Annotated in this window: 15 protein-coding genes; 8 read left to right on the forward strand and 7 right to left on the reverse strand. The window is 72.1% G+C overall.

All coding sequences use genetic code 11. The annotated features are described in order from the left end of the window. Nucleotides 1–123 precede the first annotated feature (123 nt). From ACWCPM_RS28545 to ACWCPM_RS28565, 5 genes are read right to left on the reverse strand one after another with little or no spacing between them, the layout of a single operon-like run. On the reverse strand, nucleotides 124–1434 hold the full coding sequence (locus tag ACWCPM_RS28545; RefSeq protein ID WP_450979133.1) for a DUF58 domain-containing protein: 1311 nt from the start codon (nucleotides 1432–1434) through the stop codon (nucleotides 124–126). Continuing rightward, the gene (locus ACWCPM_RS28550; protein ID WP_450979170.1) at nucleotides 1434–2423 is read right to left on the reverse strand and encodes an AAA family ATPase; all 990 of its coding nucleotides are present in this window, start codon (nucleotides 2421–2423) and stop codon (nucleotides 1434–1436) included. Before ACWCPM_RS28550 ends, ACWCPM_RS28545 begins: the two co-directional genes overlap by 1 nt. Continuing rightward, nucleotides 2423–3613, reverse strand: coding sequence for a DUF4350 domain-containing protein (locus ACWCPM_RS28555; RefSeq protein WP_450979134.1), 1191 nt, complete (start codon nucleotides 3611–3613; stop codon nucleotides 2423–2425). The genes ACWCPM_RS28550 and ACWCPM_RS28555 overlap by 1 nt, the downstream gene beginning before the upstream one ends. Then, nucleotides 3610–4428, reverse strand: coding sequence for a DUF4129 domain-containing protein (locus tag ACWCPM_RS28560; protein ID WP_450979135.1), 819 nt, complete (start codon nucleotides 4426–4428; stop codon nucleotides 3610–3612). The genes ACWCPM_RS28555 and ACWCPM_RS28560 overlap by 4 nt, the downstream gene beginning before the upstream one ends. Nucleotides 4429–4432: 4 nt before the next feature. Next, nucleotides 4433–5788 (reverse strand): glycerophosphoryl diester phosphodiesterase membrane domain-containing protein, encoded by a 1356-nt coding sequence (locus ACWCPM_RS28565; protein WP_450979136.1) that lies wholly within the window; start codon nucleotides 5786–5788, stop codon nucleotides 4433–4435. Between the two features lie 140 nt (nucleotides 5789–5928). On the opposite strand from ACWCPM_RS28565, the gene mtnA reads away from it, so the two are divergent. The 8 genes from mtnA to ACWCPM_RS28605 all read left to right on the forward strand — a co-directional run bounded on the left by mtnA (nucleotide 5929) and on the right by ACWCPM_RS28605 (nucleotide 15177). After that, nucleotides 5929–7086, forward strand: a complete 1158-nt coding sequence (mtnA, locus tag ACWCPM_RS28570) for an S-methyl-5-thioribose-1-phosphate isomerase (protein ID WP_450979137.1) — start codon at nucleotides 5929–5931, stop codon at nucleotides 7084–7086. 185 nt (nucleotides 7087–7271) lie between these two features. Then, complete coding sequence (gene mtrA, locus ACWCPM_RS28575) at nucleotides 7272–7961, forward strand: two-component system response regulator MtrA (protein ID WP_218969519.1); 690 nt, start codon at nucleotides 7272–7274, stop codon at nucleotides 7959–7961. Nucleotide 7962: 1 nt separating this feature from the next. Next, a complete protein-coding gene (gene mtrB, locus ACWCPM_RS28580; RefSeq protein ID WP_450979138.1) occupies nucleotides 7963–10041 on the forward strand; it encodes an MtrAB system histidine kinase MtrB in 2079 nt (692 codons plus the stop codon). Further along, the gene (locus ACWCPM_RS28585; protein WP_450979139.1) at nucleotides 10031–11869 is read left to right on the forward strand and encodes an LpqB family beta-propeller domain-containing protein; all 1839 of its coding nucleotides are present in this window, start codon (nucleotides 10031–10033) and stop codon (nucleotides 11867–11869) included. Before mtrB ends, ACWCPM_RS28585 begins: the two co-directional genes overlap by 11 nt. Before the next feature lie 466 nt (nucleotides 11870–12335). Beyond that, on the forward strand, nucleotides 12336–13205 hold the full coding sequence (locus tag ACWCPM_RS28590) for a ComF family protein (protein WP_450979140.1): 870 nt from the start codon (nucleotides 12336–12338) through the stop codon (nucleotides 13203–13205). Between the two features lie 148 nt (nucleotides 13206–13353). Next, the gene (locus ACWCPM_RS28595; protein WP_450979141.1) at nucleotides 13354–13488 is read left to right on the forward strand and encodes a hypothetical protein; all 135 of its coding nucleotides are present in this window, start codon (nucleotides 13354–13356) and stop codon (nucleotides 13486–13488) included. A 29-nt stretch (nucleotides 13489–13517) separates the two neighbouring features. Beyond that, nucleotides 13518–14210: a ribosome hibernation-promoting factor, HPF/YfiA family gene (gene hpf / locus ACWCPM_RS28600; RefSeq protein ID WP_450979142.1), complete on the forward strand. Its 693-nt coding sequence runs from the start codon at nucleotides 13518–13520 to the stop codon at nucleotides 14208–14210. A gap of 208 nt (nucleotides 14211–14418) precedes the next feature. Next, nucleotides 14419–15177, forward strand: a complete 759-nt coding sequence (locus ACWCPM_RS28605; RefSeq protein WP_450979143.1) for a response regulator — start codon at nucleotides 14419–14421, stop codon at nucleotides 15175–15177. 91 nt (nucleotides 15178–15268) lie between these two features. Here ACWCPM_RS28605 and ACWCPM_RS28610 read toward each other — a convergent pair whose 3' ends face one another. Both ACWCPM_RS28610 and ACWCPM_RS28615 read right to left on the reverse strand, forming a co-directional pair. Next, nucleotides 15269–16471, reverse strand: a complete 1203-nt coding sequence (locus ACWCPM_RS28610) for a winged helix-turn-helix domain-containing protein (protein ID WP_450979144.1) — start codon at nucleotides 16469–16471, stop codon at nucleotides 15269–15271. A gap of 76 nt (nucleotides 16472–16547) precedes the next feature. Beyond that, nucleotides 16548–17126, reverse strand: a complete 579-nt coding sequence (locus ACWCPM_RS28615) for a GNAT family N-acetyltransferase (RefSeq protein ID WP_450979145.1) — start codon at nucleotides 17124–17126, stop codon at nucleotides 16548–16550. Nucleotides 17127–17191 lie beyond the last annotated feature (65 nt).

The raw sequence follows: 17191 nt of genomic DNA on the forward strand, positions 1-17191 counted from the left end.
ACTGCAGGGGGGACCCTGTGGGAGAGTAGGACGCCGCCGAACAAATATTGAAGGAAACCCCGCATCTTCGGATGCGGGGTTTTCTGCGTTTAGGGGGCAGTCGCGGGCCGCCCCGCGCAGATATCAGAGGCGGCCTGTCGTCTTGAGTGCCAGATAGGCGTCCGCCAACGCCGGCGCCAAGTTCTCCGGGGTCGCGTCCACCACCGTCACGCCGTGTCGGCGGAGCTTTTCGGCGGTGCGGTGACGTTCGGACTGGGCTTGGGCTGCTGCTGCCGCGTTGTAGACGGACTCCGTGGTCCCGCGTGACGTCGACATGGCGGCGATATGAGGGTCCGCGACTGAGGCCACGAGCACTGTGTGGCGTTGGGTGAGCTGCGGGAGGACGGGCAGCAGGCCTTCTTCCATCGGGGCCGCGTCGAGGGTGGTGAGAAGGACGATCAGAGAGCGGCGGGGGGCCGCTCGAAGCGCGGTCGCGGCGAGACCGCGGGCGTCCGTCTCGATGAGCTCGGGTGCGAGTGTCGCCATGGCGTTGACGAGGGAGGGCAGGAGGTCGCCTGCTGTGCGTCCCTGGACCGACGCGCGTACTCGTCGGTCGTAGGCCAGAAGGTCGACGCGGTCGCCGGCGCGGGAGGCCAGGGCGGCCAGGAGCAGGGCGGCGTCCATGGACGCGTCGAGGCGGGGGGCGTCTCCCACGCGGCCCGCGGAGGTGCGGCCGGTGTCGAGGACCAGAAGGATGTGGCGGTCGCGCTCGGGGCGCCAGGTGCGTACGGCGACCGTCGTCTGGCGGGCGGTGGCGCGCCAGTCGATGGACCGGGTGTCGTCGCCGGGGACGTACTCGCGCAGACTGTCGAATTCAGTTCCCTCGCCTCGCTGTAGGACGCTTGTGCGGCCGTCGAGTTCGCGGAGGCGGGCGAGTTTCGACGGGAGGTGCTTGCGGCTGGTGAACGGCGGCAGCACGCGGACCGTCCAGGGGACTTTGTGCGTGCCTTGGCGGGCGAGGAGGCCCAGGGGACCGTAGGAGCGGATCGTCACGCGGTCGGCCTGGCGGTCGCCGCGACGGGTGGGGCGCAGGCGGGTCGTGATGCGGCGGCGTTCGCCTGCCGGGATCGTCAAGCGGTGGCGGGAGGCGGTGAACTCGGTGCCCGGTTGCCAGCTGCTGGGGGGCCAGGCGTCGCGGAGCTGGGCGCGCAGGGTGCGGCGGGAGGGGTTGGTGACGGTGAGGGTGACGTCCGCCGTTTCGCCCAGACGTGCGGACGTGTCACCGGAGCGGGTGAGGCCCAGGTGCCGTACCGGCGCCGCGAGGGCGTAGTCGCAGGCACAGGCGAGGGCGAGGGGGCCGTTCACGGCCAGGATTCCGGTCCAGCTGGGCTCCCACAGCCCTACGGGGAGGGAGCCGAGGGCCGCGAGGAGGGCGGCGCGTCCGGTGAGTGCCATCAGCGCGGGACGGGGACGTGGGCGAGGACGGCGTTGATGACGGAGTCTGCCGTCACGCCTTCCATCTCGGCTTCGGGGCGGAGCTGGACCCGGTGGCGCAGGGTCGGGAGGGCCAGGGCTTTGACGTCGTCGGGGGTGACGTAGTCGCGGCCGGTGAGCCATGCCCACGCGCGGGATGTGGCGAGCAGGGCGGTGGCGCCGCGTGGGGACACGCCCAGGGTGAGGGACGGCGACTCGCGGGTGGCTCGGCAGATGTCGACCACGTAGGCCGTGATCTCGGGGGAGACCGTGGTCTTGGCGACGGCTGCGCGGGCGGCCTCCAGCACGGCGGCGTCCGCGACGGGGCGTAGGCCGGCGGCGCGCAGATCGCGTGGGTTGAAACCCTCGGCGTGCCGGGTGAGGACGTCGATCTCGTCCTGGCGGGAGGGGAGAGGGATGGTGAGCTTGAGGAGGAAGCGGTCCAGCTGGGCTTCGGGGAGGGGGTAGGTGCCCTCGTACTCGACCGGGTTCTGGGTCGCGGCGACCAGGAACGGGTCGGGGAGGGGCCGAGGGGTGCCGTCGACCGTCACCTGGCGTTCCTCCATGGCTTCCAGGAGGGACGACTGGGTCTTCGGGGGCGTGCGGTTGATCTCGTCGGCCAGGAGGAGGTTGGTGAAGACCGGGCCGGGTTGGAAGGAGAACTCGGCGGTGCGGGCGTCGTAGACCAGAGAGCCGGTGACGTCGCTCGGCATGAGGTCGGGGGTGAACTGGACGCGTTTGGTGTCGAGTTCGAGGGCGGAGGCGAGGGCGCGGACGAGCAGCGTCTTCGCGACGCCGGGGACTCCTTCGAGGAGGACGTGTCCGCGGCACAGGAGCGCGACGACGAGGCCCGTCACGGCGGGGTCCTGACCGACCACGGCCTTGGCGATCTCGGCGCGCAAGGCTTCCAGGGCGGCTCGGGCGTTGTCCGCGTCCCCGGTCTGCCCGGCGTTGTCAGTGGTCGGGTCCATCATGGACGGCGTACCTCTCTTTCGAGGGCGTCGAGTTGGTCGGCGAGGGAGATGAGGGCCGCGTCGTCACCGGGCGGCGGGCCGAAGAGGAGGGGCTGCAGTGACTGGCCGTCGCCGTTGAGGTGGGCGGACAGTGCGGGGAGCAGGGCTTCGGGCGTGTGCGCCTGGGCGACGGGGACGCCTACGAGGGGGGCGAGGCGGGTGCGGGTGGTGGAGCGAAGAGCGGCGGCCGCGCGGTCGCGGGCGTTGGCTTTGCGGTAGAGGCGGGCGCGGCCTTCGGCGGTTTCGGAGGCGCGGATCGCCACGGGGAGTTTTTCGGGCACGAGGGGGCCGAGTCGGCGTGCCCTCCACAGGGCGGCGAGGGCTGCGGCGATGAAGAGCTGCAGGGTGCCCCAGAGCCAGCCGGAGGGCAGCAGGTCGAAGATGCCGCGCTCCTCGTCCGAGGTGGAGGCGTCGGCCAGTGAGGGGAGGTACCAGACCAGATGGGGGCGCGAACCGAGGAGTTGGAGTGCGAGCGAGGCGTTGCCCTGCTCGCCGAGGCGGTCGTTGAAGAGGATGTCGGGCGCGCCGAGGACGACGGTGTCGCCGCTCCCGGATGCCTCGGGGAGGCGGATCAGGCCGGCCAGGCGCTGGCTCGGGTAGCACTCGTCGGCTTCGAGGTGGAGGGCGGTGTAGCGGAGGCCGCCGGTGTCGGCGGCGCCGGCGCGCCGGGCGGGCGGGAAGTCGCAGTCGGGTTCGAGCGTGGACCGGAGGCTGGTGGCGGGGTCCGCGGTGACGCCGGGGGCGAGTTGCTCGACGGAGGAGCTGCCGGCGGCTACGAGGACGGTGCGGCCTCCGGACTCGGCCATCGTGGCGCGCAGCCGGGTCTTCTGAGGGCCCGTCAGGAGGTCGGGGACGGCGACCAGGAGAGTGGTGTCGGGGGCGGCCGCAGCGCGTGCCGCGTCGAGGGTGGTGACCACGCGGGTGGACACGCCGCGGTCGGCGAGGAGTTCGGCGACGGCGCGGCTGCCCTCGGGAGCCGTGGAACGCGGATCGAGGCTGCCGCGGTTGGTGTCGGAGCGGAGCAGGGCGATCACGGCCGCTGCGGCCATCAGGACGACGAGGGCGAGCGCGATGCCTCGGGTGCGGGTCCACACCTGGCGGGGGGTGCGCGAGGCCGAGGTGGTGGGGAGCTTGGCCTCGGTCGTCATCCGGCGGCTCCCCGGCGGGTGGTGTGGTCCGCGCTGTGGGCGCTGCTGCTGGTCAGCTGGGGTTTGGTGCGTTCGAGGTCGCGATCGAGTTCGGCGATGCGGCGGTATGACGGTTCGACGGCCGTGCGGCCTCCGTATGTGACGTCGTCGAAATCACGGGCGGCGGTGCGCAGCCGGTCCGCGTGGGTGGGCAGGGCGCGGCCGGCTTCGGTGGCTGCCTCGTCGGCGGTGCGGCCGGGGCGTGCGTCGAGAAGGGCGCGTTCCTCGAGCGAGCGGACGATGGCGCGCATGCGTTCCTGGACGGCCTGGTTCCAGTGGCCTTGGGCGGCGTGGGCCTCGGCGGCCGCGCGGTGTTCGGCGGCGCTGCGGGGGCGGTCGTTGAACAGGGCGGCGGAGGAGGTGGGCCGGCGGCGTGGGGTGCCCAGGCGCCACCACAGGGCGCCCAGGACCGCGAGGACGACCGCGAGGACGACGAGGAGGCCGAGCGTGCCTCCGGGGGTGGCGTCGGACGCGAGGCGGAGCAGTTTGCCGAGCCACTCCCAGAAGGCGTCGAGGAGGCGTTGGAAGAGGCCGGGGTCGTCCTCGTGGTACATGCGTTTGGAGAGCTCGCGGCGGGCCGCCTCCCGCGCGGGGTCGCGGGGGATCGTGAGCGGCGGTTCGTCGTCGGAGCCGGGCAGGGACAGCACGGAGGCGCCGTCGGTGCGGTGCGGCGGGCGTGCGGTCAGGTCGCCCGCGCGCAGCCAGGCGCGGACGACGGCTTCGCCGGCGCGTGGCAGTGGTGGCACGGCTGAGAGGACTCCCCCGGCGAGGCTCACCGCATCAGCTCCCCGGGGAGGGGTGGGAGGTGCCGTGGTCCTGGACGCCGGCGGCGCGGGCCAGTTCGAGGTCGAGGGCCTCGCGGCGGATGCGCTGGTCGATGTAGAGGAGCACGGTGACCCCGGCCGCGATCGGCAAGGTGATCATGGCTCCGATCACCGAGCCGATGCCGCTGATGATCAGGAACGTCCAGCCGAAGTCGCCGGTGCCTTCGAGGAATCCGCTGACGCCGTCACCTCCGACGGCCGCGGCGAGGAACGTGAAGGGGATGACGATGATCGCCGCGACGAAGTTGGCGATGATCGTGGCGAGCAGCTGGATGCCGAAGACGCGCCACCAGGAGCCGCGGACGAGCCGCGCGGAGCGGCTCATCGCCTTCAGGATGCCCTGCTTCTCCAGCATCAGGGCCGGGGAGGCCAGGGAGAAGCGGACCATCAGCCACAGGGCGAGGAGCGCGGTGCACAGGCTGCCCAGGACGGTGAGTGCGGCGCCGGCGGCGCCACCTCCGGCCAGGGTCACCAGGATGCCGGGCACGGCGCCCACGACGGCGACGCCCAGGGCGATCAGGAGCAGCAGGAAGATCAGGCCGAACAGCCTCAGCACGCGCGGGCGGGCGTCGTGCCAGGCCTCGCGGGTGGTGACCGGCTTACCGAGGACGGCGCGGCTGGTGACGGTGGTGAGCAGCGCGGTCGCCGCGACGGTGCCGATCAGGGAGATCAGGAAGATGACCCCGGAGCTGAGCAGCGCGTCGCCGAGGGCGCGGCCGAGTTCGCCGAGGGTGGCGTCGGGGTCTTCGAGGGCCTCGGGGCTGGTCCGCTCGTTCAGGACCAGGCCCTGGAGCAGGATGACGATGATCTCTGTGAAGACCGCGACGGTGAGGGCGATGCCGAGCACGGTGCGCCAGTAGGTGCGCATGGTGGAGACGGCGCCGTCGAGGATCTCGCCGACGCCGAGCGGGCGGAGCGGGATCACGCCGGGCTTGGCCGCGGGCGGCGGGGCGCCCCACTGGCCGCCCCAACCGCCGCCGGGGCCCTGCCAGTTGCCGTACCCGCCGCCGTGGCCGCCGGGGGGCCGGCTGCCGCCCCAGCCGGGTCCGGGCGGTGGGGGCGGGGGAGTCGCACCGGGGGTGGACGCACCGGTGGGGGCGGACCACTGGGCGGGTGGCGGCTGTTCCTTGGACCACTTCGCGCCGGTTTCCGGCGCCTGGGGGCCTGGCTGGTCCTCGGGAGGCGAAGGCTGCGAGGGGTGCGAGGACTGCGCGGGGCCGGGCCGGTCGGCCCGCTCGGGGCCGGACGTGCCGGGCTCCTGCCCGTCGGACGGGGCGGATCCGGGCGAGGCCCAGCCCGGAGTGTCGTTCATCGTCGCTCCTTCACAGTGCCCGTCCGCTGTCGCGGCGGCAGGTTGGCAGACATCGTGCCATGGGGCGTTCACCCAGGGACCGGCCGAGGTATGGGTGCCACACCTTCAATTGTCCGTCGTGGAACGGGCAGACTGACGGCATGGCTGATCAGTACGCGCAATCCGGCGAGGACAAGTCCACCGGTAGTCCGGCGATCCGCTGGGACGAACCCCCCGAAGGGCCGGTCGTGGTCCTTCTCGATCAGACGCGGTTGCCCGCCGAGGAGGTCGAACTGGTCTGTACGGACGCTTCCGCCCTGGTGGAGGCGATCCGTTCGCTCGCCGTGCGCGGGGCGCCGCTGCTCGGCATCGCGGGCGCGTACGGCGTCGCGCTCGCCGCCGCGCGCGGCTTCGGCGTGGACGAGGCCGCCCTCGCGCTGGAAGGCGCCCGGCCCACCGCGGTGAACCTCTCCGTCGGCGTGCGCCGGGCACAGGCGGCGTACGATGCCGCGCTCGCCGGCGGGGCCGGTACCGAGGGGGCCGCCGAGGCGGCGCTGGCGGCCGCGCGGCAGCTGCACCGGGAGGACGCCGAGGCCAGCGCGCGGATGGCCGAGCACGGGCTGGCGCTGCTGGACGAGCTGCTGCCGGGCGGCGGGCACCGGATCCTCACGCACTGCAACACCGGGGCGCTGGTGTCGGGCGGGGAGGGTACGGCGTTCGCCGTGGCGCTCGCCGCGCACCGGGTGGGGCAGCTGCGACGGCTGTGGGTGGACGAGACACGTCCGCTTCTGCAGGGTGCCCGGCTCACGGCGTACGAGGCGGCGCGCAACGGGATGGCGTACACGCTGCTCACCGACAACGCGGCGGGTTCGCTGTTCGCGGCGGGGGAGGTGGACGCGGTGCTGGTCGGGGCGGATCGCATCGCGGCCGACGGCTCGGTGGCCAACAAGGTCGGCACCTATCCGCTCGCCGTGCTGGCGCGGTACCACCATGTGCCCTTCATCGTGGTGGCGCCGTTGACGACGGTCGATCCGGAGACCCCGGACGGGGCGTCCATCGAGGTGGAGCAGCGGCCCGGGTACGAGGTGACCGAGGTCGCGGCGCCCCACGTGCCGGTGACGGGCGCCGGTGGTGGGGTGCCGGTGGCGCCGCTGGGGACGCAGGCGTACAACCCGGCGTTCGACGTGACGCCGCCGGAGCTGATCACGGCGATCGTCACGGAGGAGGGTGCGGTGTCGCCTGTGACGGCTGAGGCGCTGGCGGAGATGTGTGGCCGGGGGCGGGGTGCGGCGGTCCGTCAGGGGCCGACAGTGCCCTGATCTTGGCCTGTTGTCGGCCTGTTGTCGGCCTGATCAACGGTCTCGGGCCCCTCGGTCCGCCGAGCTGTGCGGGGTGAGGGGCCGGTGACATCTGATCGAAGGCAGACAGTAGTGACCAGATACGACTATCGTCACTGGCCAGTGAGCCTGCTCACCTGCGCCTCCTTCACCGTTATGAGAATGGGATGATGTCGTTTATGAAGGGACGAGTCCTTGTCGTCGACGACGACACCGCACTGGCCGAGATGCTCGGCATTGTGCTGCGTGGTGAAGGTTTTGAGCCGTCTTTCGTGGCCGACGGCGACAAGGCGCTGGCAGCGTTCCGGGAGGTGAAGCCCGATCTGGTGCTCCTCGACCTGATGCTGCCCGGACGGGACGGCATCGAGGTGTGCCGGCTGATCCGGGCGGAGTCCGGGGTGCCGATCGTCATGCTCACGGCGAAGAGCGACACCGTCGACGTCGTCGTGGGACTCGAGTCCGGGGCCGACGACTACATCGTGAAGCCGTTCAAGCCCAAGGAGCTCGTGGCCCGTATCCGGGCGCGGCTTCGCCGGTCGGAGGAGCCCGCGCCGGAGCAGCTCGCCATCGGTGACCTGGTCATCGACGTGGCCGGGCACTCGGTGAAGCGTGAGGGGCAGTCGATCGCGCTGACACCGCTGGAGTTCGATCTGCTGGTGGCGCTGGCTCGCAAGCCGTGGCAGGTGTTCACCCGGGAGGTGCTCCTGGAGCAGGTGTGGGGCTACCGCCACGCTGCGGACACACGGCTGGTCAACGTGCATGTGCAGCGGCTGCGCTCCAAGGTCGAGAAGGACCCGGAGCGGCCGGAGATCGTAGTGACCGTCCGAGGAGTCGGTTACAAGGCCGGACCGAGCTGACATGTCCAAGGACAGTGCCGCTTCGGCGCCCGGCCGGTCCGGGGCCCGCGCGGGGCGGCCTGTCGGCCCGAGGGCGGCGGGTTCCCGCTGGGGCCGGCTCCTGGAGAGCGGGCTGCTCCAGGGCGGAGTCCAGGGCAGCCCGGTCTTCCGGCTCTTCATGCGCTGGATACGGCGTCCGCTGCTGCCCGTCATGCGGCTGTGGCGGCGGAACATCCAGCTCAAGGTCGTGGTGACGACCCTGCTGATGTCGCTGGGTGTCGTGCTGCTGCTCGGTTTCGTGGTCATCGGCCAGGTGCGCAACGGGTTGCTGGACGCCAAGGTGAAGGCGTCGCAGAGCCAGGCCACGGGCGGCTTCGCGGTGGCCAAGCAGCGGGCGGACGAGGCGGCGAGCGGTACCCGTGAGGACCCGTCCACGGTGGTGGACGGGCGGTCGTCGCAGAACGTCATCCAGTGGATGAGCGATCTCGTCTCCTCGCTCTCCAGCGGTGGTCAGGGCGCCTTCGACGTGGTGACGCTGCCCGCCGGGGACAACAGCGGCGGAGGGCGCGGACCGCGTGCCTCCGGTGGTGTCGACCCGAACACGAGCGTGCCGGAGGCTCTGCGCGAGCGCGTCAACAGCAGTCCGACGGCCGCGCAGAGCTACACCCGCATCGTCTACAGCGGCGGCAAGGGCTCACAGCCCGCGCTGGTCATCGGCAAGGAGGTCAACGACCCCAACGGTGACCCCTACCAGCTGTACTACCTCTTCCCGCTCACGCAGGAGGAGAAGTCGCTGAGCCTGGTGAAGGGCACCTTGGCGACGGCGGGTCTGTTCGTCGTCGTGCTCCTCGGGGCCATCGCCTGGCTGGTGGTGCGGCAGGTCGTGACGCCGGTGCGGATGGCGGCCGGGATCGCCGAGCGGCTGTCCGCCGGACGGCTGCAGGAGCGGATGAAGGTCACCGGCGAGGACGACATCGCGCGCCTGGGCGAGGCCTTCAACAAGATGGCGCAGAACCTTCAGCTGAAGATCCAGCAGCTGGAGGACCTGTCGCGGATGCAGCGGCGTTTCGTCTCCGACGTCTCGCACGAGCTGCGGACACCGCTGACGACCGTCCGGATGGCGGCCGACGTCATCCATGAGGCGCGGGTGGACTTCGATCCGGTGACCGCGCGGTCGGCGGAGTTGCTCGCCGACCAGCTCGACCGCTTCGAGTCGCTGCTGGCGGACCTGCTGGAGATCAGCCGCTTCGACGCGGGTGCCGCGGCGCTGGAGGCCGAGCCGATAGATCTCAGGGAGGTCGTGCGGCGCGTGGTCATTGGCGCCGAGCCCCTCGCCGAGCGCAAGGGCACACGCATACGTGTCGTGGGCGACCAGCAGCCCGTCGTCGCCGAGGCCGATGCCCGGCGCGTGGAGCGGGTGCTGCGCAACCTCGTCGTCAACGCCGTGGAGCACGGCGAGGGCAGGGACGTCGTCGTCAAGCTCGCCGCGGCGGGCGGGGCGGTCGCGGTCGGGGTGCGCGACTACGGCGTCGGGCTCAAGCCCGGGGAGGCGACGCGGGTCTTCAGCCGCTTCTGGCGGGCCGACCCCGCACGCGCGCGGACGACGGGTGGCACCGGCCTCGGGCTGTCGATCGCCCTGGAGGACGCGCGCCTGCACGGGGGCTGGCTGCAGGCGTGGGGTGAGCCCGGCGGTGGCTCGCAGTTCCGGCTGACGTTGCCGCGTACCGCGGACGAGCCGCTCCGGGGCTCGCCCATACCGCTGGAGCCCAAGGATTCCCGCCGCAACCGCGGCCTCGACGACGCTGGGCTGCCGCGTGGCGGCGTGGAGAAGACCGCGACCGTGCCGGCCCAGGCCACGGGCAGCGGTCAGCCGGCGGCGCGCGACCCGATCCCGTCCTGGCCGGCCGCGGTGGCCCCGACGGCCGATCCGACGGCGTTGCCCGGCAGCGGCGCGCGAGTGGTGCCCAGGCCCACGGGAGGGACCGCGGTGCAGGCGGGCAGGCCGGCGGGCGGGACGGCGCTCAGCGGCGCCCCGGGAGGTGCCTCGGACGCCGGGCCGGAGGGGTCGAACGATCAAGGGGAGGCATTTCGTGGGCGCTGACCGCGAGGGGGGCTCCCGGCGCACGCCGGGACGCGCGGTGGCGTACGTCGCCTGTGGCGTCGTACTGCTGTCAGGGTGCGCCTCGATGCCCGACAGCGGAGACCTGCGCGGCGTGGAGTCCACTCCGCGCCAGGAGACTCAGGTACGGGTCTTCCCCATGCCGCCGCGGGAGGACGCCCCGCCTTCCGAGATCGTGCAGGGTTTTCTCGAGGCGCTGACCAGCGACGACCCGCACTATGCGACGGCGAAGCAGTATCTGACGGCGGCGGCCGCGAAGACGTGGCAGCCGGAGCTGTCGACCACCGTGCTCGCGGACGGCCCGGACGCCCAGGTGAGCTCCGGGGGGAGCCCGCAGGACGGGGGCGACTTCTCGTTCATGCTGACCGGCACCAAGGTCGCGTTGGTGGACGCCCAGCAGTCGTACACGCCGACCGAGGGCTCCTACACCAAGCCGGTGCACCTCACGCGGGACAAGAAGAGCGAGCAGTGGCGCATCGACGGGCTGCCGCAGGGCGTCGTCCTCGGGCAGTCGGACTTCCAGCGCAACTACATGTCCGTCAACAAGTACTACTTCGCCTCCGAGACCGTGGTGGGCGCGTCCTCGCAGCCGGCGGCGGTCGCCGACCCCGTCTACGTACGCCGGCGCGTGGACCCCATGACGCAGATCGTGCGCTCCCTGCTCAACGGGCCGACGACCTGGCTGGGTCCCGTGGTCAGGTCGAGCTTCCCCACCGGTGTCGCGCTGCGCAAGGGCGTCGGCGCGCTGACGCCCGACGACCGGAACCGGCTGACCGTGCCGCTGAACGACAAGGCCGCCCGGGTCGGGCCGGCCAAGTGCAGCGAGATGGCGGCCCAGCTGCTGTTCACGCTCCAGAACCTCACACCCGCGGTCGACGAGATCGAGCTGCAGGCGGGCGGTGCGCAGCTGTGCGTGCTCAGCGAGGACGGGGCGGCGGCCGTCGCCGCCCACGGGCCGGCCCGGCGCGCCGACTACCTGTACTTCGTCGACGGCGAGCACCGGCTCGTCCGGATTCCGGCCGGCAGCCGGAGCGCGAGGGGCGAACCCGTGCCGGGAGAGCTGGGCCAGGGCGTGCTGGCGCTGCGCTCGGCGGCGGTGTCGCGGGAGGAGCACAGCGCGGCCGGGGTCGCCCTTGACGGCAAGGCGCTGTACGTCGGTTCGCTCGCGTCGGGCGGCTCGCTCGGGGAACCGCTGGTGCGCAGCACGGGCCGGACGGAGAAGGACCGGCTGACCACGCCCAGTTGGGACACGCGAGGCGACCTGTGGGTGGCCGACCGCAATCCGCAGGACCCGCGGCTGCTCGTGTTCCCGGAGGGCAAGGGGCAGCCGGTGGAGGTGCAGGTGCCGCGGCTGGACGGGCGGATCCAGTCCGTGCGGGTCGCCGCCGACGGCGTCCGGATCGCGCTGGTGGTGGAGAAGGACGGCAAGCAGTCGTTGCAGGTCGGCCGGATCGAACGCGGCGAGAAGGGCCAGGTGACCGGCACCGCCGGTGTCTCCGTGCTCGAACTGCGTTCCGCCGCTCCGCAGTTGGAGGAGGTCACCACCATGTCCTGGGCGGGTGACTGCCGGCTCGTGGTGGTCGGGCGCGAGGAGGGGGGCGTGCAGCAGATGCGGTACGTCCAGGTCGACGGCTCGACGCCGGAGGTACCGGCGCCCGACGCGCTCACCGGGGTGAAGGAGATCGCCGCCTCCGAGGACGACCGGCTGCCGCTGGTGGCGTACTCGGTGGACGGGATCGTGCGGCTGCCGGACGGGGCGCAGTGGCAGACGGTGGTGAAGGACGGGTCCGCGCCGGTCTATCCGGGGTAGTCGGTGGGGTCGGTGCCTGGGGTAGTCGGTGGGGTCGGTACCTGGGGTAGTGGGCGGGGTCGGTGTCTTGGGCCGGTGCCTGGGGTAGCTGGTGGGGTCGGCGCTTTGGGTCGGTGCGGGGTGGTCCGGGGCCGGCGCGGGGCGTGACGGTGTCGTGGTGGCGGCGCCTCGGCCAGGGTCCGTACGACGGTGGAGTTCGGGCCGGGGGCGGGTCGGTGCCGGGGCGGCGCGGGTCGGTCCTGCTGTCGGGGCGTCCCGGTTGCGGGGCGAGCCGGTGTGGTCGCCCCGGGGCGGGCCGGTTCCCGGTCCTTCGTTTCAGGGTCCGTCGTGTCCGACGGCCGCTCTCGCTGGGCAGGAGCCTGGCGGAAGCGGCAGTTTGTGCTTGTCAGGGGCTTGCGGCCAGTTGTCCACAGAAGTTGTCCACAGGGGTGGCGAGGCTGGGGGCGGCGTTGGCACAGTGGTGGGCATGCGGGGGTGGTGGCGGGACCTCAGCGATCTGGTGCTGCCGGCCGAGTGCGGAGGCTGTGGCAGGCCTCGCACGGTGCTCTGCCCGGAGTGCCGTGCCGCCCTGAGCGGGGCCGCGCCGCGCCGGGTGCGACCGGTGCCCGAGCCGCGCGGGCTGCCGGTCGTGCACGCGGCGGCACCGTACGGCGGCGCGGTGCGCGCCGTGCTGCTGGCCCACAAGGAGCGGGGTGCGCTCCCGCTCGCCCGGCCGCTCGGGGTCGCGCTCGCGGGCGCCGTGCGAGAAGGGATCGCCGGGGTGCGCGGCGGGCCGGTGCTGCTCGTTCCCGTGCCGTCGGGCCGCGGCGCCGTGCGGGCGCGTGGGCATGATCCGGCCCGGCGGATCGCGCTCGCGGCGGCGGCCGAACTACGCCGTTCGGGGACGTCCGCGCGGGTACTCGCGGTGCTGCGGCAGCGGCGCCCGGTCGCCGACCAGACGGGGCTCGACGCACCAGGGCGCCTGGAGAACCTCGCCGGGGCGCTGTCGGTGGCCGCCGGTGGGGCCCGGCTGTTGCGTGAGGGGCGGGTGGTGCTGGTGGACGACGTGATGACGACGGGTGCGTCGTTGACGGAGGCGGCGCGGGCCGTACGGGCGACGCCGGCGGAGGAAACGGCTGGTTACGGGGGTGCGGCATCTGCGACGCGCGCAGATGTGGTGACGGCTGTGTACGGGGGAGTCATCGGGGAAAGGAGAGGGGAACGGATGACGGGGGCAATGGAAGGGAGCGCGGACCGCGAGGGGGCCGTGCGGGGAAAGACGAGGAGTGACGAGCCGGTGATCTGTGCCGCGGTGATCGCTGCGCCGCCGGATTCTTTCGAAATAAACCGGAACTGACTGCGAAGTCACATCGTTGCAGGTAGTGAGAGGGTCAATTCACCGGAATGGAGGTACGCGGCAGTAGAGGGTGACGACATCCGTCCCGGCGAGATATGTTCGGTTGTGAGGGAAAGGCCGCAGGCCAGACCTCGCTTATCCGAATGCCGTGCCGTGGTTTTTCGCAATCACCCAGAACGGCCGGGTGGAGATCTCGCCCATGGGGGAGGAGGTGGACGTCACCGAGTCCGCGGTCCCGGGGCTCACCGGGACCTGGTGCACAAGGGAGATGCTCCGCCGCTGAAGCGGAGCGATCCGGGAACGGAGTTCTGCGTGGACATCGTCGTCAAGGGCCGCAAGACCGAGGTGCCCGAGCGGTTCCGAAAGCACGTGGCCGAGAAGCTGAAGCTGGACAAGATCCAGAAGCTCGATGGCAAGGTGATCAGCCTCGACGTCGAGGTGTCCAAGGAGCCCAACCCCCGGCAGGCCGACCGTTGCGACCGAGTGGAGATCACCCTCCGCTCCCGCGGTCCGGTGATCCGGGCGGAGGCAGCGGCCAACGACCCGTACGCGGCGCTCGACCTCGCCGCCGAGAAGCTGGACGCACGGCTGCGCAGGGAGCACGACAAGCGCCACACGCGCCGGGGAGTGCGCCGGCTGACGGCAGCCGAGGTCGCCGACCACGTTCCGGGCGCGGCGACGCTCAACGGCGACGGCAGCGCCTTCGAGGCGGACGAGCCGAACTCGGTACCCACCAAGAAGATCGGCTCGCTGGAAGTACAGGGCGACGGCCCCCTGGTGGTCCGCGAGAAGACTCACGTCGCAGCACCCATGACCCTCGACCAGGCTCTCTACGAGATGGAGCTGGTCGGGCACGACTTCTATCTGTTCGTCGACTCCGAGACGAAGGAACCGAGTGTCGTCTACCGGCGGCACGCATACGACTACGGCGTGATCCACCTCAGCACGGACACCATGGTCACCCACACGCCCTCCCCCGACGCGGGGGGCCCGCTGGGCGGCTGACCTGATCCGGACGACAGCTGATCCGGGTGCCCCTGGAGCGCGTGCGCGCGCTCCCAGGGGCACCTGTGTGCGACCACTTCACCCGTCGCTCGGTCACCGGAGTGTCGTCCGGGCATGGAATCATGGCCGCAACGGCCCAACCGGTGGACCGTTGCCTTGGGTTGGCGATGGCACAGGACACAGGCCACAGCCTTCAGGGGGAGGAACGATGGCGGACAGCTTCGGACCGATGCGGGACGAGGACGCCGGCGACGGCGTGGTCGGCATGGGCTCGGACAGTGGCTCGGACGGGGACTCCTCACGCCAAGAACCGATTCGTGTCCTGGTGGTGGACGACCACGCTCTCTTCCGCCGTGGTCTGGAGATCGTGCTGGCGGCGGAGGAGGACATCCAGGTCGTCGGCGAGGCGGGCGACGGTGCCGAGGCAGTGGAGAAGGCCGCCGATCTGCTTCCGGACATCATCCTGATGGATGTGCGCATGCCGAAGCGGGGCGGGATCGAGGCATGCACCTCCATCAAGGAGGTGGCGCCCAGCGCGAAGATCATCATGCTGACGATCAGCGACGAGGAAGCGGACCTCTACGAGGCCATCAAGGCGGGGGCGACCGGATATCTCCTCAAGGAGATCTCCACGGACGAGGTGGCCACGGCGATTCGCGCCGTGGCCGACGGGCAGTCGCAGATCAGTCCGTCCATGGCGTCGAAGCTGCTCACCGAGTTCAAGTCGATGATCCAACGCACGGACGAGCGGCGGCTGGTGCCCGCCCCGCGGCTGACCGACCGTGAGCTGGAGGTGCTCAAGCTGGTCGCCACGGGGATGAACAACCGGGACATCGCCAAGGAGTTGTTCATCTCCGAGAACACCGTGAAGAACCATGTGCGCAACATCCTGGAGAAGCTGCAGCTGCACTCCAGGATGGAAGCGGTGGTGTACGCGATGCGGGAGAAGATCCTCGAAATCCGCTGACGCGAACCGCTGAGGGGAATTCCGCTGTGGCGGCATCCGGCGAGGCGAGATCCGCTGAGCCTCGGACCGGGCCGAGAGCGCGCCGTCGCGGTCAGGCCAGCGCGCGGGCGAGTTCCCTTGCGAGCGGGTCGCGCAGATCCGGCGCGTCCACCCGCTCGACGCGCACGTTCGTGCAGTCCACCCAGCTCGCCGCCTCGATCAGTGCCTCCGCCACCGCCTGGACCGCCTTCGGGCCCTCCAGGGTGACCTGCTTGGCCACGAGGGTGCGGCCCTCACGGGCGGGGTCGACGCGGCCCACGAGACGGCCACCGGCGAGGACGGGCATCGCGAAGTAGCCGTACACCCGCTTCGGCTTCGGGACGTAGGCCTCTAGGCGGTGGGTGAAGCCGAAGACGCGCTCGGTGCGGGCCCGCTCCCAGATCAGGGAGTCGAAGGGGGACAGCAGAGTGGTGCGGTGACGGCCGCGCGGGGGCGTCTCCAGGGCCGCCGGGTCCGCCCAGGCCGGCTTGCCCCAGCCCTCGACGGTGACCGGGACCAGGCCCGAGTCGGCGATCGCCGAGTCGACCTGCTCGCCCTTGAGGCGGTGGTAGTCGGCGATGTCCGCGCGGGTGCCGACGCCGAGCGACCGGCCCGCGAGGCGGACCAGACGGCGCAGGCACTCGGCGTCGTCGAGCTCGTCGTGCAGCAGGGACGGGGGGACGGCGCGCTCGGCGAGGTCGTAGACGCGCTTCCAGCCGCGGCGCTCCACGCAGACCACCTCGCCGTACATCAGGGCGCGTTCGACGGCGACCTTCGTGCCGGACCAGTCCCACCACTCACTGGTGCGCTTGGCGCCGCCCAGCTCCGTGGCCGTGAGCGGGCCCTCGGCGCGAAGCTGCTTGATCACCTGCTCGTAGACACCGTCCGGGAGTTCGTGGTTCCAGTGGGGGCGGGCGCGGTAGGCGCGGCGGCGGAAGGCGAAGTGGGGCCATTCCTCGACGGGGAGGATGCACGCGGCGTGCGACCAGTACTCGAAGGCGTGCGGCCCGGGCGCGGTCGCGCCCGTCGCCGTGGGCTTCCAGTACGCGTCCTCGACGGTCTTGCGGCCGACCGCGCCCAGGCGGGCGTAGGGAACGAGCTCGTGGGACCGGGCGAGGACGGAGATGGTGTCGAGCTGCACCGCGCCCAGGTGGCGGAGCATGCCGCGCACGCCGCCCTTGCGGTCGGGCGTGCCGAGGAAGCCCTGGGCGCGGAGGGCGATGCGGCGGGCTTCGGCTGCGGAGAGTTCCGCGGGACGCGGGCGCGGGGTCGTCATGCCTTCGCACGATAGAGGGTGGGACTGACAACGCGGGCCGAGCCGGGCAGATGCGGAACGGGGCCCCGGCGTGGGCTCACCTGGCGGGCGCCGGGGCCGGCAGGTAGGGCGCCGTCGACGGCAGCCCGAGGTCCGACGGCAGCAGGGAGCCCATCCAGCAGTCGCGGCGTACGCCGTTGTTGTTGAGGGCGGCCCTCAGGGTGCCCTCCATGGTGAAGCCGACGCTCTCGGCCACCGTGCGCGAGGCGGTGTTGCCCACCTCGGCACGCCACTCCAGGCGGTCGATGCACTGGTGGACGAAGGCCCAGCGGGAGGCCGCGCGGGCGGCCTCGGCCATGTAGCCGTTGCCGCGGTGGCGCCGGGTCAGCCAGAAGCCGATCTCGGCGACGCCGAGGGAGCGCATGGTGATGCCGAGCATTCCCGTCAGTTCGCCGTCGGGGAGGAAGAGGCCGAAGGTGAACATCGAGCCGTTCGCCCAGCCGTCGGCGACGTCGTGCTCGGTGAAGCTCCGGGCGTGTTCGGCGAGGTAGGGCGAGGGGATCGTCGTCCAGCGCTGGATGTCGGGGTCCTGGCACGCGGTGTACACGGCGACGGTGTCGTCCGGGCCCACGGTGCGCAGCAGCAGACGGGAGGTGGCGATCGTGACGGGCTCCATCGGCCGATTCTGCTCGGGGGAGCGCGGGAGACGCCATGTCTTTGCCGTGTGTGAGGGTGCGATCA

This window comes from Streptomyces sp. NPDC002309 (genome assembly GCF_053593375.1).